The 17,376-nt window shown below is 70.7% G+C and carries 17 protein-coding genes; 2 read left to right on the top strand and 15 right to left on the bottom strand.

The window, feature by feature from the left end:
* Positions 1-21: 21 nt before the first annotated feature.
* From coaBC to pyrR, 15 genes are all read right to left on the bottom strand, one after another.
* The gene (gene coaBC, locus ACFQ46_RS00925; protein WP_380256288.1) at positions 22-1,281 is read right to left on the bottom strand and encodes a bifunctional phosphopantothenoylcysteine decarboxylase/phosphopantothenate--cysteine ligase CoaBC; all 1,260 of its coding nucleotides are present in this window, start codon (positions 1,279-1,281) and stop codon (positions 22-24) included.
* The gene (gene rpoZ, locus ACFQ46_RS00920; RefSeq protein WP_328295920.1) at positions 1,278-1,544 is read right to left on the bottom strand and encodes a DNA-directed RNA polymerase subunit omega; all 267 of its coding nucleotides are present in this window, start codon (positions 1,542-1,544) and stop codon (positions 1,278-1,280) included. The genes coaBC and rpoZ overlap by 4 nt, the downstream gene beginning before the upstream one ends.
* A 34-nt stretch (positions 1,545-1,578) precedes the next feature.
* The gene (gene gmk, locus ACFQ46_RS00915) at positions 1,579-2,157 is read right to left on the bottom strand and encodes a guanylate kinase (protein ID WP_380256286.1); all 579 of its coding nucleotides are present in this window, start codon (positions 2,155-2,157) and stop codon (positions 1,579-1,581) included.
* A 5-nt stretch (positions 2,158-2,162) separates the two neighbouring features.
* Entirely contained in the window at positions 2,163-2,513 is a 351-nt protein-coding gene (mihF, locus tag ACFQ46_RS00910) for an integration host factor, actinobacterial type (RefSeq protein WP_328295919.1), read from the bottom strand.
* 179 nt (positions 2,514-2,692) lie between these two features.
* Positions 2,693-4,495: an ExeM/NucH family extracellular endonuclease gene (locus ACFQ46_RS00905; protein ID WP_380256283.1), complete on the bottom strand. Its 1,803-nt coding sequence runs from the start codon at positions 4,493-4,495 to the stop codon at positions 2,693-2,695.
* A gap of 129 nt (positions 4,496-4,624) precedes the next feature.
* Positions 4,625-4,906 (bottom strand): hypothetical protein, encoded by a 282-nt coding sequence (locus ACFQ46_RS00900; protein ID WP_380256281.1) that lies wholly within the window; start codon positions 4,904-4,906, stop codon positions 4,625-4,627.
* A gap of 63 nt (positions 4,907-4,969) precedes the next feature.
* Positions 4,970-5,821: an orotidine-5'-phosphate decarboxylase gene (pyrF, locus tag ACFQ46_RS00895; protein ID WP_380256279.1), complete on the bottom strand. Its 852-nt coding sequence runs from the start codon at positions 5,819-5,821 to the stop codon at positions 4,970-4,972.
* A complete protein-coding gene (gene carB / locus ACFQ46_RS00890) occupies positions 5,818-9,123 on the bottom strand; it encodes a carbamoyl-phosphate synthase large subunit (protein WP_380256277.1) in 3,306 nt (1,101 codons plus the stop codon). Before carB ends, pyrF begins: the two co-directional genes overlap by 4 nt.
* Entirely contained in the window at positions 9,123-9,740 is a 618-nt protein-coding gene (locus ACFQ46_RS00885) for a DUF4276 family protein (RefSeq protein ID WP_380256275.1), read from the bottom strand. Before ACFQ46_RS00885 ends, carB begins: the two co-directional genes overlap by 1 nt.
* Complete coding sequence (locus tag ACFQ46_RS00880; RefSeq protein ID WP_380256273.1) at positions 9,737-10,930, bottom strand: AAA family ATPase; 1,194 nt, start codon at positions 10,928-10,930, stop codon at positions 9,737-9,739. The genes ACFQ46_RS00885 and ACFQ46_RS00880 overlap by 4 nt, the downstream gene beginning before the upstream one ends.
* A complete protein-coding gene (gene carA, locus ACFQ46_RS00875; RefSeq protein ID WP_380256271.1) occupies positions 10,927-12,072 on the bottom strand; it encodes a glutamine-hydrolyzing carbamoyl-phosphate synthase small subunit in 1,146 nt (381 codons plus the stop codon). The genes ACFQ46_RS00880 and carA overlap by 4 nt, the downstream gene beginning before the upstream one ends.
* Complete coding sequence (locus tag ACFQ46_RS00870) at positions 12,069-12,590, bottom strand: hypothetical protein (RefSeq protein WP_380256269.1); 522 nt, start codon at positions 12,588-12,590, stop codon at positions 12,069-12,071. Before ACFQ46_RS00870 ends, carA begins: the two co-directional genes overlap by 4 nt.
* Positions 12,587-13,879, bottom strand: a complete 1,293-nt coding sequence (locus ACFQ46_RS00865) for a dihydroorotase (RefSeq protein ID WP_380256267.1) — start codon at positions 13,877-13,879, stop codon at positions 12,587-12,589. The genes ACFQ46_RS00870 and ACFQ46_RS00865 overlap by 4 nt, the downstream gene beginning before the upstream one ends.
* The gene (locus tag ACFQ46_RS00860) at positions 13,876-14,835 is read right to left on the bottom strand and encodes an aspartate carbamoyltransferase catalytic subunit (protein WP_380256782.1); all 960 of its coding nucleotides are present in this window, start codon (positions 14,833-14,835) and stop codon (positions 13,876-13,878) included. Before ACFQ46_RS00860 ends, ACFQ46_RS00865 begins: the two co-directional genes overlap by 4 nt.
* A gap of 2 nt (positions 14,836-14,837) precedes the next feature.
* Positions 14,838-15,410, bottom strand: a complete 573-nt coding sequence (gene pyrR, locus ACFQ46_RS00855; protein ID WP_380256265.1) for a bifunctional pyr operon transcriptional regulator/uracil phosphoribosyltransferase PyrR — start codon at positions 15,408-15,410, stop codon at positions 14,838-14,840.
* Positions 15,411-15,690: 280 nt separating this feature from the next.
* Between pyrR and ACFQ46_RS00850 the strand changes: the two genes are divergently transcribed.
* Both ACFQ46_RS00850 and ACFQ46_RS00845 read left to right on the top strand, forming a co-directional pair.
* Complete coding sequence (locus ACFQ46_RS00850) at positions 15,691-16,185, top strand: transcriptional regulator (RefSeq protein WP_106206055.1); 495 nt, start codon at positions 15,691-15,693, stop codon at positions 16,183-16,185.
* Positions 16,186-16,421: 236 nt separating this feature from the next.
* Positions 16,422-17,354, top strand: a complete 933-nt coding sequence (locus ACFQ46_RS00845; protein ID WP_380256263.1) for a hypothetical protein — start codon at positions 16,422-16,424, stop codon at positions 17,352-17,354.
* Positions 17,355-17,376 lie beyond the last annotated feature (22 nt).

Genomic DNA, 17,376 nt, shown 5'->3' with positions numbered 1-17,376 from the left:
TCCAGTCTCCAAACGGGTCCTTCACGTCGTCAGTGTGACGGCGGACGTCAGCATAGGCACCACGGCGTCCCACACCGCGTCGGCCACGACGTCCTTGCTCGCCTCGGCCACCTCGCGCTCGGAGCCGTCGGCGCCGAGGATCGTGACGGCGTTCGTGGGGGTCGCGAAGCCCTTCGCCTCCCCCACCTCGTTCAGCACCAGCAGGTCGCAGCCCTTGCGGGCCAGCTTCGCCCGGCCGTGCTCGAGGACGGTGCCGGTCTCGTCCCCCGTCTCGGCGGCGAACCCGACGATCACGGGGGCGGTACCGGCGCGCGCGCGGACCAGCCCGGCGAGGACGTCGTCGGTGCGTTCGAGCACCACGACCGGGTCGCGGGCCGGGTCCTCGGACTTCTTGATCTTGTTGCCGGCGCGGGTCGCGGGGCGGAAGTCGGCGACGGCCGCGGCCATCACGACGACGTCGGCGGAGGCGGCCAGGGCCCGGACGGTCTCCCCCAGCTCGGCGGCGGTCGCGACGTGGACGACCTCGACGCCGGAGGGGTCCAGGACCTCGACGTGCGCGGCGACGAGGGTCACGACCGCGCCCCGCGCGGCGGCGGCCGCGGCGAGCGCGACCCCCTGGCGCCCCGAGGAGCGGTTGCCGAGGAAGCGCACCGGGTCCAGCGGTTCGCGGGTCCCGCCCGCGGAGACGACGACCCGTCGCCCCGCGAGGTCGTAGGACCGCGGTCCGGAGGCCAGCAGGCGACGGCAGGCCGCGGCGATGTCGGCGGGTTCGGGCATGCGCCCGGGGCCGGTGTCGGCACCGGTGAGTCGCCCGGAGGCCGGCTCCAGCACGGTGATCCCGCGCGAGCGCAGCAGTGCGACGTTGGCCTGGACGGCCGGGTTGAGCCACATCTCGGTGTGCATCGCCGGGGCCAGCAGCACCGGGCAGGTCGCCGTCAGCAGCACGTTGGTCAGCAGGTCGTCGGCGAGGCCGTGCGCCGCCCGACCCAGCAGGTCGGCGGTCGCGGGGGCGACGACCACGAGGTCCGCGTGCCGGCCCAGCCGGACGTGGGGGACCTCGTCGGCGCGGCTCCAGACGTCGGTGGCGACCGGCTTCCCGGACAACGCCTCCCACGTCGCGCGCCCGACGAAGTGCTCGGAGGCCGCGGTGGGCACGACGGTCACGTCGTGCCCGGACTCGGTCAGCTCGCGCAGCAGCAGCGCCGCCTTGTACGCGGCGATGCCTCCCGCGACCCCGAGGACGACGCGCGGGCCGTTCCCGGGACCACGGGTGGTGCTCACTGCTGCTCGATCGGCTCCGACGTCAGCAGACCCTCGTTGATCTCACGCATGGCGACGGACAGCGCCTTCTCCTGCACGTGGGTCTCGACGAGCGGACCGACGTACTCCAGCAGGCCCTCGCCCAGCTGGGAGTAGTACGCGTTGATCTGACGCGCGCGCTTGGCGGCGTAGATGACCAGGGCGTACTTGGAGTCGGCGGCCGTCAGCAGGTCGTCGATGGGCGGGTTGGTGATGCCCTCGGGCGCTGCGACGGTTCCAGCCACGATGGTTCTCCTCGGTTCGAAAGCGTCCGGTCCATCACGCAGGGTGGACCGGTAGACCCATGCATCCTACGAGCTCGTCGGTCGCCCGGCGCACGTCGTCGTTGTAGATGGTCACGTCGAACTCCGGTTCGGCCGCCAGTTCGACCTTCGCGGTGGCCAGGCGGCGCTCGCGCTCCTCCTCCGACTCCGTCCCGCGACCGACCAGGCGGCGGACGAGTTCGTCCCAGCTGGGCGGGGCGAGGAAGACGAACTGGGCGTTCAGGCCGGTGACGGGGATCGACTCCCGGACCTGACGCGCACCCGCGAGGTCGATCTCCAGCAGCGCCGGTCGACCGGAGGCCAGCACGTCGGCGACGGGACGACGCGGCGTGCCGTAGCGGTGGCGGCCGTGGACGCGGGCCCACTCCAGCAGCTCGCCGTCGCGCACGTAGCCGTCGAAGACGTCCTCGGAGACGAAGTGGTAGTGCACCCCGTCGACCTCACCGGGGCGCTGGGCCCTGGTCGTCGCCGACACCGAGATCCAGACCTCGGGGTAGCGCGTGCGGAGGTCGGCGGAGACGGTGCCCTTCCCGACGGCCGTGGGGCCGGCCAGAACGGTCAGGCGCGGGGTCACAGCGTTCAGGAGGTGCTCCCGGCGGCGTGGTCCGGGGAGCGGTGGTTCCCGAACCGGTCGACCAGGGCGGCGATCTGGTGCGCCCCGAGGCCCCGCACGCGGCGCGACTCCGAGATCCCGATCTCCTCCATGATCTGCTTCGCGCGGACCTTGCCCACGTTCGGCAACGACTCCAGCAACGCGGAGACCTTCATCTTGCCCAGGACCTCGTTCTCCTGGCCGTCCTTGATGACCTCTTCGAGGTCGCCGCCGGTGTACTTCAGGCGGTGCTTCACCGCGGCGCGTTCCCGGCGGGCGGCAGCCGCCTTCTCCAGCGCGGCGGCGCGCTGTTCGGCGGTCAGGGGAGGCAGAGCCACGTAGTCACCTCGGGTCGTCCACTCGAGTTTCTGCGGTGTCGCCCGGTCGAGCGGACGAACACCAGGAGGAGTTCGGCTGAACCTATCCACCCTGGTCACAGCCCTGCAACGGGAGGGGGTCCCCACCCGCCCCGGGTGGTCCTCCCCGCGGGCTCCGGGAACGGGTCGCCGTGGCCCCGTCAGCGCGCCAGGTCGACGCCGATCACCAGCGGGTCGTGGTCGCTGGAGCGGTAGGGGTTCGCCGCGTACAGCGCCGGGTCCCCGTCGTACTGGTAGGCGAAGGACTCCACCGAGTTGACGTTCCAGTGCGCCACACCGGTGATCTTCCGCGTCAGCTCCCGGGTGGCCAGCGCGTGGTCGAGGGAACCGGAGAGGGCGTCGAAGACGTAGCTGTAGCGACCGGCGTCGAACCTCGAGCCCAGGTCGGTGAAACCGTCGCGACGCAGTTCCTCGATCGGGTCCTCCCGCGTGTAGGAGTTGAAGTCGCCCAGCAGGACGACATCGGGGTCACCCGTGCTGCGGCGCAACCGGTCCGCGAACCCGGCCAGCGACGCGGCCTGGCGCACCCGGTCACCGTTCCAGGCTCCCTGCCCGTCGCCGGAGTCGGCGTCGTCGCCGACGGCGTCGTCACCGGAACCCTTGGACTTGAAGTGGTTCGCCACCACGGTGAACCGGTCGGTGTTGCCCCGTCCGACCTGCACGAAGGTCTGCGCCTGGGGTTCGCGGGCGTTGGACCAGACGCTCTCGTCGACGAGGCCGACGAGGCCGACGGGGGCGCCGAGCGCCCGGACGGTGTCGTCGCGGTACACGATGGCGCTGCGGATCGCGTCGCGCTGCACCCCGTACAGCTCGGCCGGCATCGGGACGTAGGACCAGTGCCCGCCGCCCGCCGCGTTCAACCGGCGCGTGAGGTCGGCCAGTGCGGTGTCGGCGTTGCCGGGGGTGAGTCCGGTGGAGTCGGTGTCCTCGACCTCCATGAGGGTCACGACGTCGGCGCCGAGGGCCCTGATCGCGGGGACGATCTTCGCGGCCTGGGCGTCGAGGCCCGCCTGGTCCGCGGCCCCCCGCGCGTCCGGGCCCGTGAAGGTCAGGAAGTAGTTCAGGACGTTGAAGGCCCCGATCTGCACGTCACCGCCGACGCGGTCGGGGCGGCGTTCGCGGGTGTCCTGGGCCGCGAACACCCCGTCGGCGGTGCCGTCGGCGGGCTGCAACCGCCAGGCGTCGAACCCGTGGCCGAGGACGAGCGGTTCGCGGAACCGCAGCACGTCGCCCACCCGCACGGGGGTGGTGGCCGAGAGGTGGGGCCGCGCCGTCGTGCTGGTGCGGGCGCTGGAGGCGTCGTCGAGGACGATGCTGGAGTTCGCGTTGTCCGTCGCGATGCGCTGCGCGCGGGGCGAGCCCGGGCGGGCCAGTTCGGTGGGCTGGACGAGCCGGCCGCCTTCGGACAGCGTCAGTTCCCCGAAGCGGGTGAGGTCGTAGACCTCGCTGACGGTCAGCGCGTCGGCCGGGGCGACGAGCATGCCCTCGAGGCGCTCGCGGGCGGCGGGGTCGGCGGGGAGGTCCAGCTTCGCGGCCTTCGGCAGGTCCTTCGCCGACCCCTCGGCGCAGACGGTGACGCCGCCGCGGGCCGAGACCTGGGTCTGGCCGGAGTACTCGCTCACCGCGCCGGTCGCGGTCACCGTGTCCCCGAGGTCGACGGCGGCGTCCGGCGCGTAGACGAAGACGCCGTCGGAGGTCGCGCGGTCCCGGTCGCCGCGGTCCTGCAGGTAGAAGCCGGACAACCCGGGAACGTCGCCGACGACGGTCCCGCTCACCGTCACGGTCCGACCGGCGAGAGGACTGACGTCGCCGCTCCCCTGGACGGCCCCGACGGCCTGCGTGGGCGCGGCGCAGCCGGTCGCCGCGGCGGGCAGGGCGGTGAGCAGTGGGCTCGCGAGGACGAGGGCGAGCGCGCCCCCGGTCAGCAGTCGGGCGCGGCGCATGAGTGGGTCCCCCCGGTCGGTTCCGTGATCGAGAGCAACCTAGCCACTCTCAGCAACGACACAACCACCTCACGGTGAACACCTACTCCCGACCCGCGATCTTGCGGGGATTCCCCGCGGGATCACGGGTCAGAGGGGAGTGCCGCTCGCGGTGTCGACGGTCATCCGCTCCAGCCAGGCGCGGGCCTCCAACGCGGCGAGGAGCTGCCGTTCGCCGCCCGCGACCCGCATCTCCGCCGGAGCGAGCTCGGCGACGGCCGCGACGGCCTCGCGCAGGATCGTCACCGGGTCCAGCGGGAGACCGCGCAGGAAGGCGCCGACCTGACGCCGCGCCTCGAGCTCGTCGTGACCGACCTCGACAGCCGTCACCGTGAGGGCCGCGAGCCCGCGGGCGATCTCCTTCGAGGGCATCAGCAGATCTCGCCGGGGTGTCGCAGGAGCACCCGTCCATCGTAGTGAGCGGTGGGGCTGCCGCTAGCGGGCCAGCGCTGCCCCGACCGCGTCCGCGCTGCGGCGGGCCGCGTCGCGCAGGGCCGTCACGTCGGGCCCGGCCTGCAGGACCTCCCGCGAACTGGACGCGAGCACCAACCGGCGCCCGTGGCCGAACACCCGCTGCAGGTCCTGCGCGGTCGCGCCCTGCGCGCCGACCCCGGGAGCCAGCAGCGGACCGTTCACGGCGTCGAGGTCGATGCCCAGGTCCTCCACGGCGGAACCCACGGTCGCGCCGACGACGAGACCGACGTCGCCGAAGGGCAGCGCACCGGAGTTCTCCCGCGCCGCCGACTCCGCGACGGTCCGGGCGACCGAGCGACCGTCGTGACCGAGCGCGTGCTGGACGCCGGCCCCCTCCGCGTTCGAGGTGAGCGCCAGCACGAAGACGCCCCGGCCGTTGGCCGCGGCCAGGTCCAGGACCGGGCGCAACGACCCGAACCCCAGGTAGGGCGAGACCGTGACGGCGTCCCCGGCCAGCGGCGAGTCGCCCACGAACGCGTCGGCGTAGGCGGCCATGGTCGAGCCGATGTCCCCGCGCTTGGCGTCGACGATCGTCAGCAGACCCGCCGCCCGGGCGTCGGCGACGACGCGTTCCAGCGCCGCCACCCCCCGGGAGCCGTGCCGTTCGAAGAACGCCGCCTGCGGTTTGACGCAGGCGACGTTCCCGGCGAGCGCCTCGACGACCGTGCGGCCGAACCGTTCGACGCCCGCGGCGTCGTCGGTCAGGCCCCACGCCGCGAGCAGCGGGGCGTGCGGGTCGATGCCCGCGCACAGCGGACCGTGCGCGGCCATCGCCTCGGCGAGACGTGCACCGAAGCGCGCCGTCGTGGTCACGCGCGGAACCCGTCCCAGGCGGCGACGAGCCGCGCGGTGTGTTCCTGCAGCGACGCGACGTTCCGCCCGCCGCCGTTGCGGTAGGCCTCGATGGCCTGCACCGCAGCGGAGAGCTCCTGGATCGTCGTGATGATCGGCGCCCCGACCGCGGTGGCAGCGGCGCGGATCTCGTAGCCGTCGGCGCGGGCCTGGTTGCCGGAGGGGGTGTTGACGACCATCGAGATCTCGCCGTCCCCGATGCGCCCGACGATCGTGGGTTCCCCGTCCTCCCCGACGCCCTCGGTGAGCTTGCGCACCACGGTGGAGGCGATCCCGTTGCGGCGCAACACCTGCGCGGTGCCCTCGGTGGCGACCAGGGTGAACCCGAGGTCGGCGAGGCGCTTGATCGGGAAGATCATCGCGCGCTTGTCCCGGTCGGCGACCGAGATGAACGCGGTCCCCTCCGTCGGCAACCCGCCGTAGGCGGCGGTCTGCGACTTCCCGAACGCCGTCGGGAAGTCGACGTCGATGCCCATGACCTCACCGGTCGAGCGCATCTCCGGCCCGAGCAGGGAGTCGACGACGACGCCCTCGGCGGTGCGGAACCGCGCGAACGGCAGCACCGCTTCCTTCACCGACACCGGCGAGTCCGCCGGCAGCAGCCCACCGTCGCCTCGCGACGGCAGGAGACCCTCGGCCCGGAGGTCCCGGATCGACGTGCCCGCCATCAACCGTGCGGCGGCCTTGGCCAGCGCGACCCCGGTGGCCTTGGAGACGAACGGCACGGTGCGCGAGGCCCGCGGGTTCGCCTCGAGGACGTAGAGGATGTCGGCGGCGAGGGCGAACTGCACGTTGAGCAGACCCCGCACCCCGACCCCGCGGGCGATGGCCTCGGTCGCGGTGCGGACCCGGGCGAGTTCGGAGTTCCCGAGCGTCGCGGGCGGGATGACGCAGGCCGAGTCGCCGGAGTGGATGCCGGCCTCCTCGATGTGCTCCATGATCCCGCCGAGGTACATCTCCTCGCCGTCGAACAACGCGTCGACGTCGATCTCGATGGCGTCGTCGAGGAACCGGTCGACGAGCACGGGACGTTCCGGCGACACCTCGGTCGCGGTCCGCATGTACTCCTCAAGGGAGGCCTCGTCGTAGACGATCTGCATCCCGCGGCCACCGAGGACGTAGCTCGGGCGGACGAGGACGGGGTAGCCGATCTCGGCGGCGATCGCCTTGGCGCCCGGGAAGCTCGACGCGGTCCCGTGCTTCGGGGCGACCAGCCCGGCGCGTTCCAGCACCTGGCCGAAGGCGCCGCGCTCCTCGGCGAGGTCGATGGCCTGCGGGGAGGTCCCGATGATCGGGACACCCGCCTCCTCGAGCTTGGCGGCGAGGCCCAGCGGGGTCTGCCCGCCGAGCTGCACGATGACGCCCTTGACCGGGCCGCAGCGCATCTCGGCGTGCACGACCTCGAGGACGTCCTCGAGGGTCAGCGGTTCGAAGTACAACCGGTCGGAGGTGTCGTAGTCCGTCGACACCGTCTCGGGATTGCAGTTGAGCATGACGGTCTCGTACCCGGCGTCGCGCAGCGCGAAGCTCGCGTGCACGCAGGAGTAGTCGAACTCCACCCCCTGCCCGATGCGGTTGGGGCCCGAGCCGAGGATGAGGATCGCCTCCTTCTCACGGGGGCGGGTCTCGTCCTCCTCGTCGTAGCTGGAGTAGTGGTACGGCGTGCTCGCCGCGAACTCGGCGGCACAGGTGTCGACGGTCTTGAAGACGGGCCGGATCCCCAGCGCGTGCCGGACGCCGCGGACGACGTCCTCGGGCAGGTGGCGCAGTTCACCGATCTGCAGGTCGGAGAACCCGTGCCGCTTGGCGTGGCGCAGCAGGTCCGGGGTGAGTTCGTCGCTCTCGCGGACCTCGACGGCGATCTCGTCGAGCAGGAACAACTGGTCCAGGAACCACGGGTCGATCCGGGTGGACTCGAACAGCTCCGCCGGGGTCGCGCCCGCACGGATGGCCTGCATGACCAGCCCGATGCGTTCGTCGGTGGGCTGCGCGGCGCGGCGCAGCAGGTCCGCGCGGTCCCCCGGGTCACCCGCCCAGGAGAACTGCGCACCGCGCTTCTCGGTGCTGCGCAGCGCCTTCTGCAGCGCCTCGGTGAAGTTGCGGCCCAGTGCCATGGCCTCGCCGACGCTCTTCATCGTCGTGGTCAGCGTGGGGTCGGCGGCCGGGAACTTCTCGAACGCGAACCGGGGGACCTTGACCACGACGTAGTCGAGGGAGGGCTCGAAGCTCGCCGGGGTCGACCGGGTGATGTCGTTCGGGATCTCGTCGAGGGTGTAGCCCACGGCGAGGCGGGCGGCGATCTTGGCGATGGGGAAACCCGTCGCCTTCGACGCCAGCGCGGAGGAACGCGACACCCGCGGGTTCATCTCGATGACGATGATGCGGCCGTCGGCGGGGTTCACCGCGAACTGGATGTTGCAACCGCCGGTGTCGACGCCGACCTCGCGGATGACGGCGATGGCGATGTCGCGCATCCGCTGGTACTCGCGGTCGGTGAGGGTCATCGCGGGCGCGACGGTGATGGAGTCGCCGGTGTGGACGCCCATCGGGTCGAAGTTCTCGATCGAGCAGACGACCACGACGTTGTCGGCGCGGTCGCGCATGAGCTCGAGCTCGTACTCCTTCCAGCCCATGATCGACTCCTCGAGGAGCACCTCGGTCACGGGCGAGTGGTGCAGCCCCTGACCGGCGATGCGCCGGAGGTCGTTCTCGTCGTAGGCGAAACCCGAGCCCAGACCACCCATGGTGAAGCTGGGGCGCACGACGACGGGGTAGCCGAGGTCGGCCGCTCCGGCGAGGACCTCGTCCATCGAGTGGCAGAGGTGGCTGCGCGCGGACTCCGCACCGCAACGTTCGACGACCCCCTTGAACAGCTGGCGGTCCTCACCGAGCTTGATGGCGTCGACGTCGGCGCCGATGAGTTCCGCGCCGTACTTCTCGAGGACGCCGTTCTCGTAGAGCGCGATCGCGGTGTTCAGCGCGGTCTGGCCCCCCAGGGTCGCCAGCACCGCGTCGGGACGTTCCTTGGCGATGATCGCCTCGACCACGGAGGGGGTGATCGGCTCGACGTAGGTCGCGTCGGCCATCTCCGGGTCGGTCATGATCGTCGCCGGGTTGGAGTTCACCAGGATGACGCGCAGCCCCTCGGCACGCAGCACGCGGCAGGCCTGGGTCCCGGAGTAGTCGAACTCGGCGGCCTGGCCGATGACGATGGGCCCGGACCCGATGACGAGGACCGACTTCAGATCGGTGCGACGGGGCATCAGGACTCCTTGAGGGAGGTGAGGCGACGAATGCCGTCGCGGAACACTTGAAAACTTCGAGACCGGTTTGCTTCAACGTCCATGAACGGCGCGACAGCTTCGGCAGTGGCGACCTTGCGAAGCGACGAACCGTAGCCAGCCTTGTCTAAAACTCGTTCGAGTGCCTCGGCCGTTCCGCCTGCGATTGCATCGGGGTCGCGGTACCCACGGCGCTGTGCAAGCGACGGGGAAACTCCAGGGAAGGCAGAGATGAGCGCGGGTACGTCTCCAAAAAACCACGCCTCGAGCTCCTCAACTGCAATCCGCGTGCAGCCATCCAGTCCCCTTTGAGACTGACTTAGGGTTACGAGGCCAACCCGAGCAAACTCTTCCTCGATACCTTGTTTGAGTTCAATACAGTCGTCATCATCTTGATCGGTCAACACGACAACCACCGTGTCCGCCTGGCGGATCCAGGTTGAGTACCCAGCAAGTCTACCCGGCAGCTTGCGTAGAAGGTCGGGCTTGCCATTGAAGGTACGCACGTCAAACGACACCGAAGGGACGATGAGAGGGATAAGATGGCGGAGCGCGCGCTCAGCAGAAAGTTCTTCCACCAGGACCTCGACGTGTGTCATACGCCCGCTCCCGCCCTGAGCGGATCTCCGACCCCGAAGTAGTTCTCCATCCAAAGGTCGCCGAGCTGCGCCCCAGCCCGCATCATCGAGTTCACTACAGGGATGTCACTAGCACGCGTGACGCGCGTGAAACCATCAGCAGCTCGATGAACGATCCAGAGCTCACGTGGTTGCAGCGCATCTGCGAACTGAGGCGAGTGGGTTGTCACGAGAACCTGACTGCGCTCCGCAGCCTGTCGCGCTTCCTCCGCCAGCATTGGGAGAAGTCTGGGGTGGAGCTGATTCTCCGGCTCTTCGATGCCAACGATGCTTGCTGGCGTCGGGTCATAGAGGACCGTCAGGTAGGCAAAGAGCTTCAACGTGCCGTCCGACGTGAACCTCGACAGAATTGGGTCGTCAAAGGGCGCATCTTTCAGACGTAGGAGAAGCCTGCCATCCTGCAGCGTACCCGCGGAGATTCCTTCAAGATGCGGAACTTGACGACTTAGAGCTTGCAGGATGCTGGCAAGACGTTCAGGATGCCGTTCCTGTAGAAACTGCACGACATTTGGAAGGTTGTCCCCCGTCGGAGACAGCCTGTCCTGAGGGCCAGCCAGTGGTGTAGTTCGCGTCTGATCAGCACTCAAGTAAGAGAGATACCACCCAGCAATGAACCGACGCAGACCCGATACACGCTGATGGCGGCTCAGTTGTCCGAGAGTGGAAACCGCCAGCAACTCCGGTGACTCGAGTCGTTCGTGTGTGTAGGTAGCGGTCTCTTCGTCATAGACCGTCCCCTGCCCGTGTTCGAAAGTCAAAATTTCACGGGGCCGACCCTGAGCCGGCGCAGTGACCCAGCGCATCTTCTCTGCGACCACGACGGGCCGACTATCGATCTCGTCGATCTCCAAATGATAAGTGACGAGCTTGGCACCCTTGTGCTCGCGGTACTTGATTTCGAACGAGACCGGCCCGGACTGACCGCGACTCCTGATCTCCGCCATCCGGTTGCGTGAGTCCCACGCGCCTCTGAGCCCCGAAGTGAACGCTTCGTGCAAGAAAGCGATCGCATCGAAGGTCGTCGACTTGCCACTACCATTGGGGCCTAGGAGTACAGTTAGCGGCGACAGCTTCTCGAACTCAACTGCCTTAAGAACTCGATAGTTCTTGATGGTCAGCTTCTCGACGAGGGGTTGCGCTTCCCTAGTCACGACGCGCCCCGCCCTTCCATGAGGTCGACGAACCGGTCGAACAAGTACGCGGCGTCGTGCGGACCGGCCGCCGCCTCCGGGTGGTACTGCACGGAGAACGCCGGCGCGTCCAGGCAGCGCAGCCCTTCGACGACGCCGTCGTTGAGACCGACGTGGCTCACCTCGGCCCGCCCGTAGGGGGTGTCGCGGACCTCCCCGGCGGTTCCGTCGACAGCGAAACCGTGGTTGTGCGCGGTGACCTCGACCTTGCGGGTCGTGAGGTCCATCACCGGCTGATTGATCCCGCGGTGGCCGTACTTGAGCTTGTAGGTCCCGAACCCGAGCGCACGGCCGAGGAGCTGGTTGCCGTAGCAGATCCCGAAGAACGGGATCTGGCGCTCCAGCACCCCCTGCAGGACCTCGATCTCGTGGGTCGCGGCGGCCGGGTCGCCCGGGCCGTTGGAGAAGAACACCCCGTCGGGGGCGCTCCCGTCCGGCCCGGAGGTCAGCACCTGCTCCAGGGTCACGGTCGAGGGCACGACGGTCACGTCGATCCCGCGTTCCGCGAGGCGGTGCGGGGTCATCGACTTGATGCCGAGGTCGACGGCGGTGACGGAGAACCGTCGCTCCCCCACGGCGGGCACGAGGTAGTCCGCGTCGGTGCTGACCAGCGAGGCGAGGTCGGTGCCCTCCATGTCGGGGGCGTCGTGCACGGCCTGCAGCAGTTCCGCGGGCGACTTCGCGGCGGCGTCGCCGGAGAACACCCCGACCTTCATCGCGCCGCGTTCACGCAGGTGCCGGGTCAGCGCGCGGGTGTCGACGCCGGAGATCCCGACGACCCCCTGGGCGTCGAGCTCCTCGCCGAGACCGCGCTGCGAGCGCCAGTTCGAGGGGGTGCGCGCGGGGTCGCGGACGACGTAGCCGGCGACCCAGATCCGGCCCGACTCCTGGTCCTCGTCGTTGTAGCCGGTGTTCCCGACGTGCGGGGCGGTCATGACGACGACCTGGCGGTGGTAGCTGGGGTCGGTCAGCGTCTCCTGGTAGCCGGTCATGCCGGTGGAGAACACCGCCTCACCGACGGTCTGACCCACGCGGCCGTAGGCCTGTCCGTGGAACGTGCGGCCGTCCTCGAGGACGAGCACGGCGGGAACGCGGTCGCTCACTGGGCACCTCCGGGGTTCTTCGTGTTCTTGTGCTTCCGCACGAGTTCCTCCACCTGCTCCGCGAACGCCGCACCCTCGGCGGGGTGTCGCGGTTTCACTCCCGTGTCGACGACCCTGTCCCCCAGCTTCCAGCGGAGGACGATGAGCCCCTTCTCCTTGCCGATCCACTTGCCGACCATGCCCGGCCCGTGGCCCACGCCGAGGACGTCACCGACCGGGACGACGAACGAGCGCGCGCCCTGGCGCAGGAACCCGATGCCCTCCTCGACGAAGCCCAGCTGCACCGCGCTGCGGCTGCCGAGCCCGTGGGCGGCGATCCGGTCCAGGGCGTTCTCCGCGTCGGTCGTGGAGACGTAGATCCCCTCGACGGAGCGGCTCATGGCCTTCCAGTCCCTGGCCCCGACCGGTCGCGGGAGGTCGCGCCGCTGGCGCAACGCCCGGCCGCGGTAGCCCATGAACATCATCCGCCACAGCACCAGCAGCGCCGCGACGAGGACGATCACGGCGAGGACCTTCACGCGTCCACCAGCTGCGAGCCGAGGACGGTCGCGCGCCCGCGCAGGAAGGTCGCGACGACCCGGCCGGGCAGCTCCATGTCCCGGAAGGGCGAGTTGCGCCCGGCGGTGGCCATCGCGGCGGGGTCGACGGTCCAGCGCGCGGCGGGGTCGAGCAGCACGAGGTTCGCGGGGCTGCCCACGTCCAGCGGCCGACCGTGGGTGGCGAGCCGGCCGATCCGCGCGGGGGCGGACGACATCCGGTCGGCGAGGGTGTCCCAGCCGATGAGGCCGGAGTCGACCATCGTGTGCTGGACCACGCTCAGCGCGGTCTCCAGGCCGGTCATGCCCATGGCCGCGGCGGACCACTCGCAGTCCTTGGCCTCGACCGGGTGCGGGGCGTGGTCGGTGGCGACGACGTCGATCGTCCCGTCGGCCAGACCCTCGCGGACGGCCTCGACGTCGGCCTGGGTGCGCAGCGGCGGGTTGACCTTGTAGACCGGGTCGTAGCCCCGGACGAGTTCGTCGGTGAGCAGCAGGTGGTGGGGGGTGACCTCGGCCGTGACCTGGACACCGCGCGCCTTGGCCCAGCGCACGATGTCGACGGACCCCTTGGTGGAGAGGTGGCAGACGTGCAGGCGCGAGCCGACGTGGTCGGCGAGGAGCACGTCGCGGGCGATGATCGCCTCCTCGGCCACGCTCGGCCAGCCGCGCAGGCCGAGGACGGCGCTCACGGTGCCCTCGTGCATCTGCGCGCCCTCGGTGAGGCGGGGTTCCTGGGCGTGCTGGGCGATGACGCCGTCGAACGCCTTGACGTACTCCAGCGCCCGGCGCATCAGGACGGCGTCGGAGACGCAGTGCCCGTCGTCGGAGAAGACCCGGACCCCCGCACGGGAGTCGGCCATGGCGCCGAGTTCGGCGAGCTGCTGTCCGGCGAGACCGACGGTGACGGCGCCGACGGGACGGACGTCGACCCAGCCGGCCTCCTCGCCGAGGCGCTGGACCTGCTCGACGACCCCGGCGGTGTCGGCGACGGGGAAGGTGTTGGCCATCGCGAAGACGCTGGTGTAGCCGCCGCGGGCCGCGCTGCGGGTGCCGGACTCGACGGTCTCGGCGTCCTCGCGGCCCGGTTCGCGCAGGTGGGTGTGCAGGTCGACGAGACCCGGCAGCGCGATGAGCCCCGTGGCGTCGAGCACCGTGGCGCCCTCGGCGCTGAGCCCCGGACCGATCGCGTCAATGCGGCCGTCGCGCAGCAGGAGGTCGGTCGCCTCGCCGCCCAGCGGTCTCACGTTCCGGATGATCGTGGTGTTCACGCGTCCCCTCCCGGGAGTTCGCCGGCCAGCAACAGGTAGAGGACGGCCATCCGCACCGCGACGCCGTTGCCGACCTGCTCGACGATGGTGGAGCGGACCGAGTCGGCCGCCTCGGCGGAGATCTCCAGCCCGCGGTTCATCGGGCCGGGGTGCATCACGATCGCGTGGTCGTTGAGCAGTTCGAGCCGCGTGCGGGCCAGGCCGTAGCGGCGGCTGTACTCCCGCGCGGAGGGGAAGAACGACCCCTGGGAGGCGTCCATCCGCTCGGCCTGCACGCGCAGCATCATCACCGCGTCGGGGTCGCGCTCGCGCAGGGTCGCGTCGAGGTCGTGGGAGGAGGCGCACGGCCAGCTCTCGATCCCGACGGGCAGCAGCGTCGGCGGGGCCACGAGCGTGACCTGCGCGCCGAGGGTGTGCAGCAGCAGGACGTTGGAGCGGGCGACCCGGGAGTGCAGGACGTCGCCGACGATGACGACCTTCGCGCCCGCGAGGTCGCCCGTGCCGCCGCGGAGGTGACGACGCATCGTGTACGCGTCGAGCAGGGCCTGGGTGGGGTGCTCGTGGGTGCCGTCGCCGGCGTTGACGACCGCGCCCTTCGTCCAGCCCGCGTGCGCGAGGCGGTGCGGGGCCCCGGAGGAGCCGTGCCGGACGACGACGGCGTCGGCGCCCATGGCCTCCAGCGTCAGCGCGGTGTCCTTGAGGCTCTCGCCCTTGGAGACGCTGGAGCCCTTGGCGGAGAAGTTGATGACGTCGGCGCTGAGGCGCTTCGCGGCGGCCTCGAAGGACGTCCGGGTGCGGGTGGAGTCCTCGAAGAAGAGGTTCACGACGGTCCGCCCGCGCAGGGTGGGGAGCTTCTTGATCTCCCGGCGCTGGGTGGCGGCCATCTCCTCGGCGACGTCGAGGACGCGGACGGCGGCGTCGCGGTCGAGGTCGGCGGCGGAGAGCAGGTGGCGCATGGTCACTGGGGGCCTCCCGTGATCATGACCGCGTCGCGGCCGTCGAGCTCGCTCAGCAGGACGCTGACGCGCTCGGTGGAGGAGGTCGGGAGGTTCTTGCCGACGTGGTCGGCGCGGATCGGCAGCTCGCGGTGACCGCGGTCGACGAGGACGGCGAGCCGGACCGCACGGGGGCGGCCGAGGTCGTTCAGGGCGTCGAGGGCGGCGCGGATGGTCCGCCCGGAGTAGAGGACGTCGTCGACGAGGACCACGACCTTGTCGTCGATCCCGCCGGCCGGCAGCTCCGTGGGGAGCAGCTCGCGGGTGGGGTGGCGGCGCAGGTCGTCGCGGTACATCGTCACGTCGAGGGAGCCGGTCGGGACGGTGCGTCCCTCGACCTCGGCCAGCCTGGCCGCCAGTCGCTTCGCGAGGGGGACCCCGCGGGTGGGGATGCCGAGCAGGACGAGATCGTCCGCACCCCGGTTGGTCTCCAGCAGCTCGTGCGCGATGCGCGACACGGCACGGGAGATGTCGGCTCCTTCGAGGAGCACCCTGCCCTGCGCGGACGGGTCTGCCTGGTCATGGGCAGCGCTCACTGCGACCTCCTTCCCCGCCTCACTGGACGGATCCTTAAAGGACGTCTTCACCGGCTCCCCACCTCGTCGTGACGGTGGGTGCTGGTCACCGGGGACCTTACAGGAGCAGGCTGGTGTCCTCGTGCGGGGGCGCCTCGACTCCCGAGAGCTGTCGTTGCGGGGTCAAACGCTCACACAGAGTAATGGCTGGAGTGCCGAGAGAGTGGTGAATCTCTGAGAACAGGGTGGGAAACGGCAGGTCAGCTTGACGAAGACGTTCACGCTCCGTGACGATTCTCGTATGGCATCGGACTACTCCCGCGCACTCGGATCGCGCCTTCGCGCCATCCGTACTCAACAGGGTCTGTCCCTGCACGGCGTCGAAGAGAAGTCCGAGGGACGGTGGAAGGCTGTCGTCGTCGGTTCTTACGAACGTGGCGACCGTGCAGTGACCGTCCAGCGACTGGCAGAACTCGCGGACTTCTACGGAGTCCCCGTCTCGGCCCTGCTTCCCGAAGGCGCCCCGCAGGGCAGCTCCGAGCCGCCGCCGCGGCTCGTGCTCGACCTCGAGCGTCTCCAGGAGGTCCCCGCCGAGAAGGCCGGCCCCCTCGACCGCTACGCGAAGACCATCCAGTCCCAGCGTGGCGACTACAACGGCCGGGTCCTCTCGATCCGCGCCGACGACCTCCGCACCCTCGCCGTCATCTACGACGTCCCCGCGACGACGTTGTGCGACGAGTTCATCGCCTGGGGCGTGCTCAACGCCGACGCGCGTCGCGCCGTCGAGCACGGCTGATCCCACCCGAACGCCGAACGGCCCGGTCCCCCCGTGGGGGCCGGGCCGTTCGGCGTTGTCGGCGCCTCGGGGGTGGGATCGTTGCCTCCCCGAGGCCACTAGACGTCACCGGGGAGGCAACGATCCCACCGGAGGGCTGACGGCGCCGTCTCCACAGCCGCCCCGAGCACCCGGCCGTCCACACCCGGCACCGCAGGACGACACGTGGGCCACCGCGCCGCCCGAACATCCTCGGCATGACTCGACGGACTTTCGACCCGGACGCTGTCGAAGCGCTCCTCCGGGAGAACGACCGCATCGCGACGCACGCGCAGCTGAGGGCGTTGGGGATGCCGATCAAGACCATCGCGCGGTGGGCGAGCAGGGGCCCCTGGCAGCGTGTCCTCCCCGGCGTCGTCGCCGGCCACCGCGGCACGCTGTCGCGGCGTCAGCGACGCCTCGGCGCCCTGGCCTACTGCGGTCCGGCTGCGGTCCTGAGCGGAGAGCACGCGCTCGAGGTCCTGGGCGTCACCGGCGATCGGATCGCCATCGGGGGCCAGATCCTCGTGCTCATCCCGTGGACCCGGAAACGCCTGTCCACGGGATTCGTCACCGTCGAACGCACCCAGCGCGAGGCCACCACCAGCGTGCGGCGCGGCCTCCCCGTCGTTCCTCCCGCGCGAGCCGCTGCTGACGCCGCCCGGCACGGCGCCGACCTCGAGCGCATCCGCGAGATCTTCGGCGCCACCCTGCACCAGCGGCGCTGCACGGTGGAGGAGTTGAGGGACGAGGTCCTCGACGGACCGACGCAACGCACCGCAGACGCCCGTCTCGTCCTGAGCGAGGTGTCGGCCGGGGTCAGGAGCACCGCGGAGGCGACCGTCCTCCGTGCGATCTCGGCGGCCGGCCTGCCGCAGCCGCTCTGGAACGAGACGGTGGTCGTGAACGGTCTGGTCGTCGGCGAGGCCGACGCGTACTGGCCTGAGCTCGGCGTCGCACTCGAGGTCGACGGGATCCGTTGGCACTCGACGCCCCACGACATCCGGCGTACCCAGGCGAAGCAGCGGGCCTACGCGGAAACCGGGATCCTGCTCGTCTCCATCGCCCCCGCCGACGTCCTCGCCGACCTGGACGGGTTCCTCCGGCAACTGGGCGCGACCCTCGCTGTCGCCGCCCGACGGGTCGGCTGACGCGGAGGGGGATCGTTGCCTC

It is taken from the genome of Kineococcus sp. GCM10028916 (assembly GCF_042674865.1).
In the GTDB taxonomy this organism is placed as follows: domain Bacteria; phylum Actinomycetota; class Actinomycetes; order Actinomycetales; family Kineococcaceae; genus Kineococcus.
Note: the sequence above shows the minus strand (reverse complement) of the source record. Positions and strands in the feature narration are given on the sequence as shown.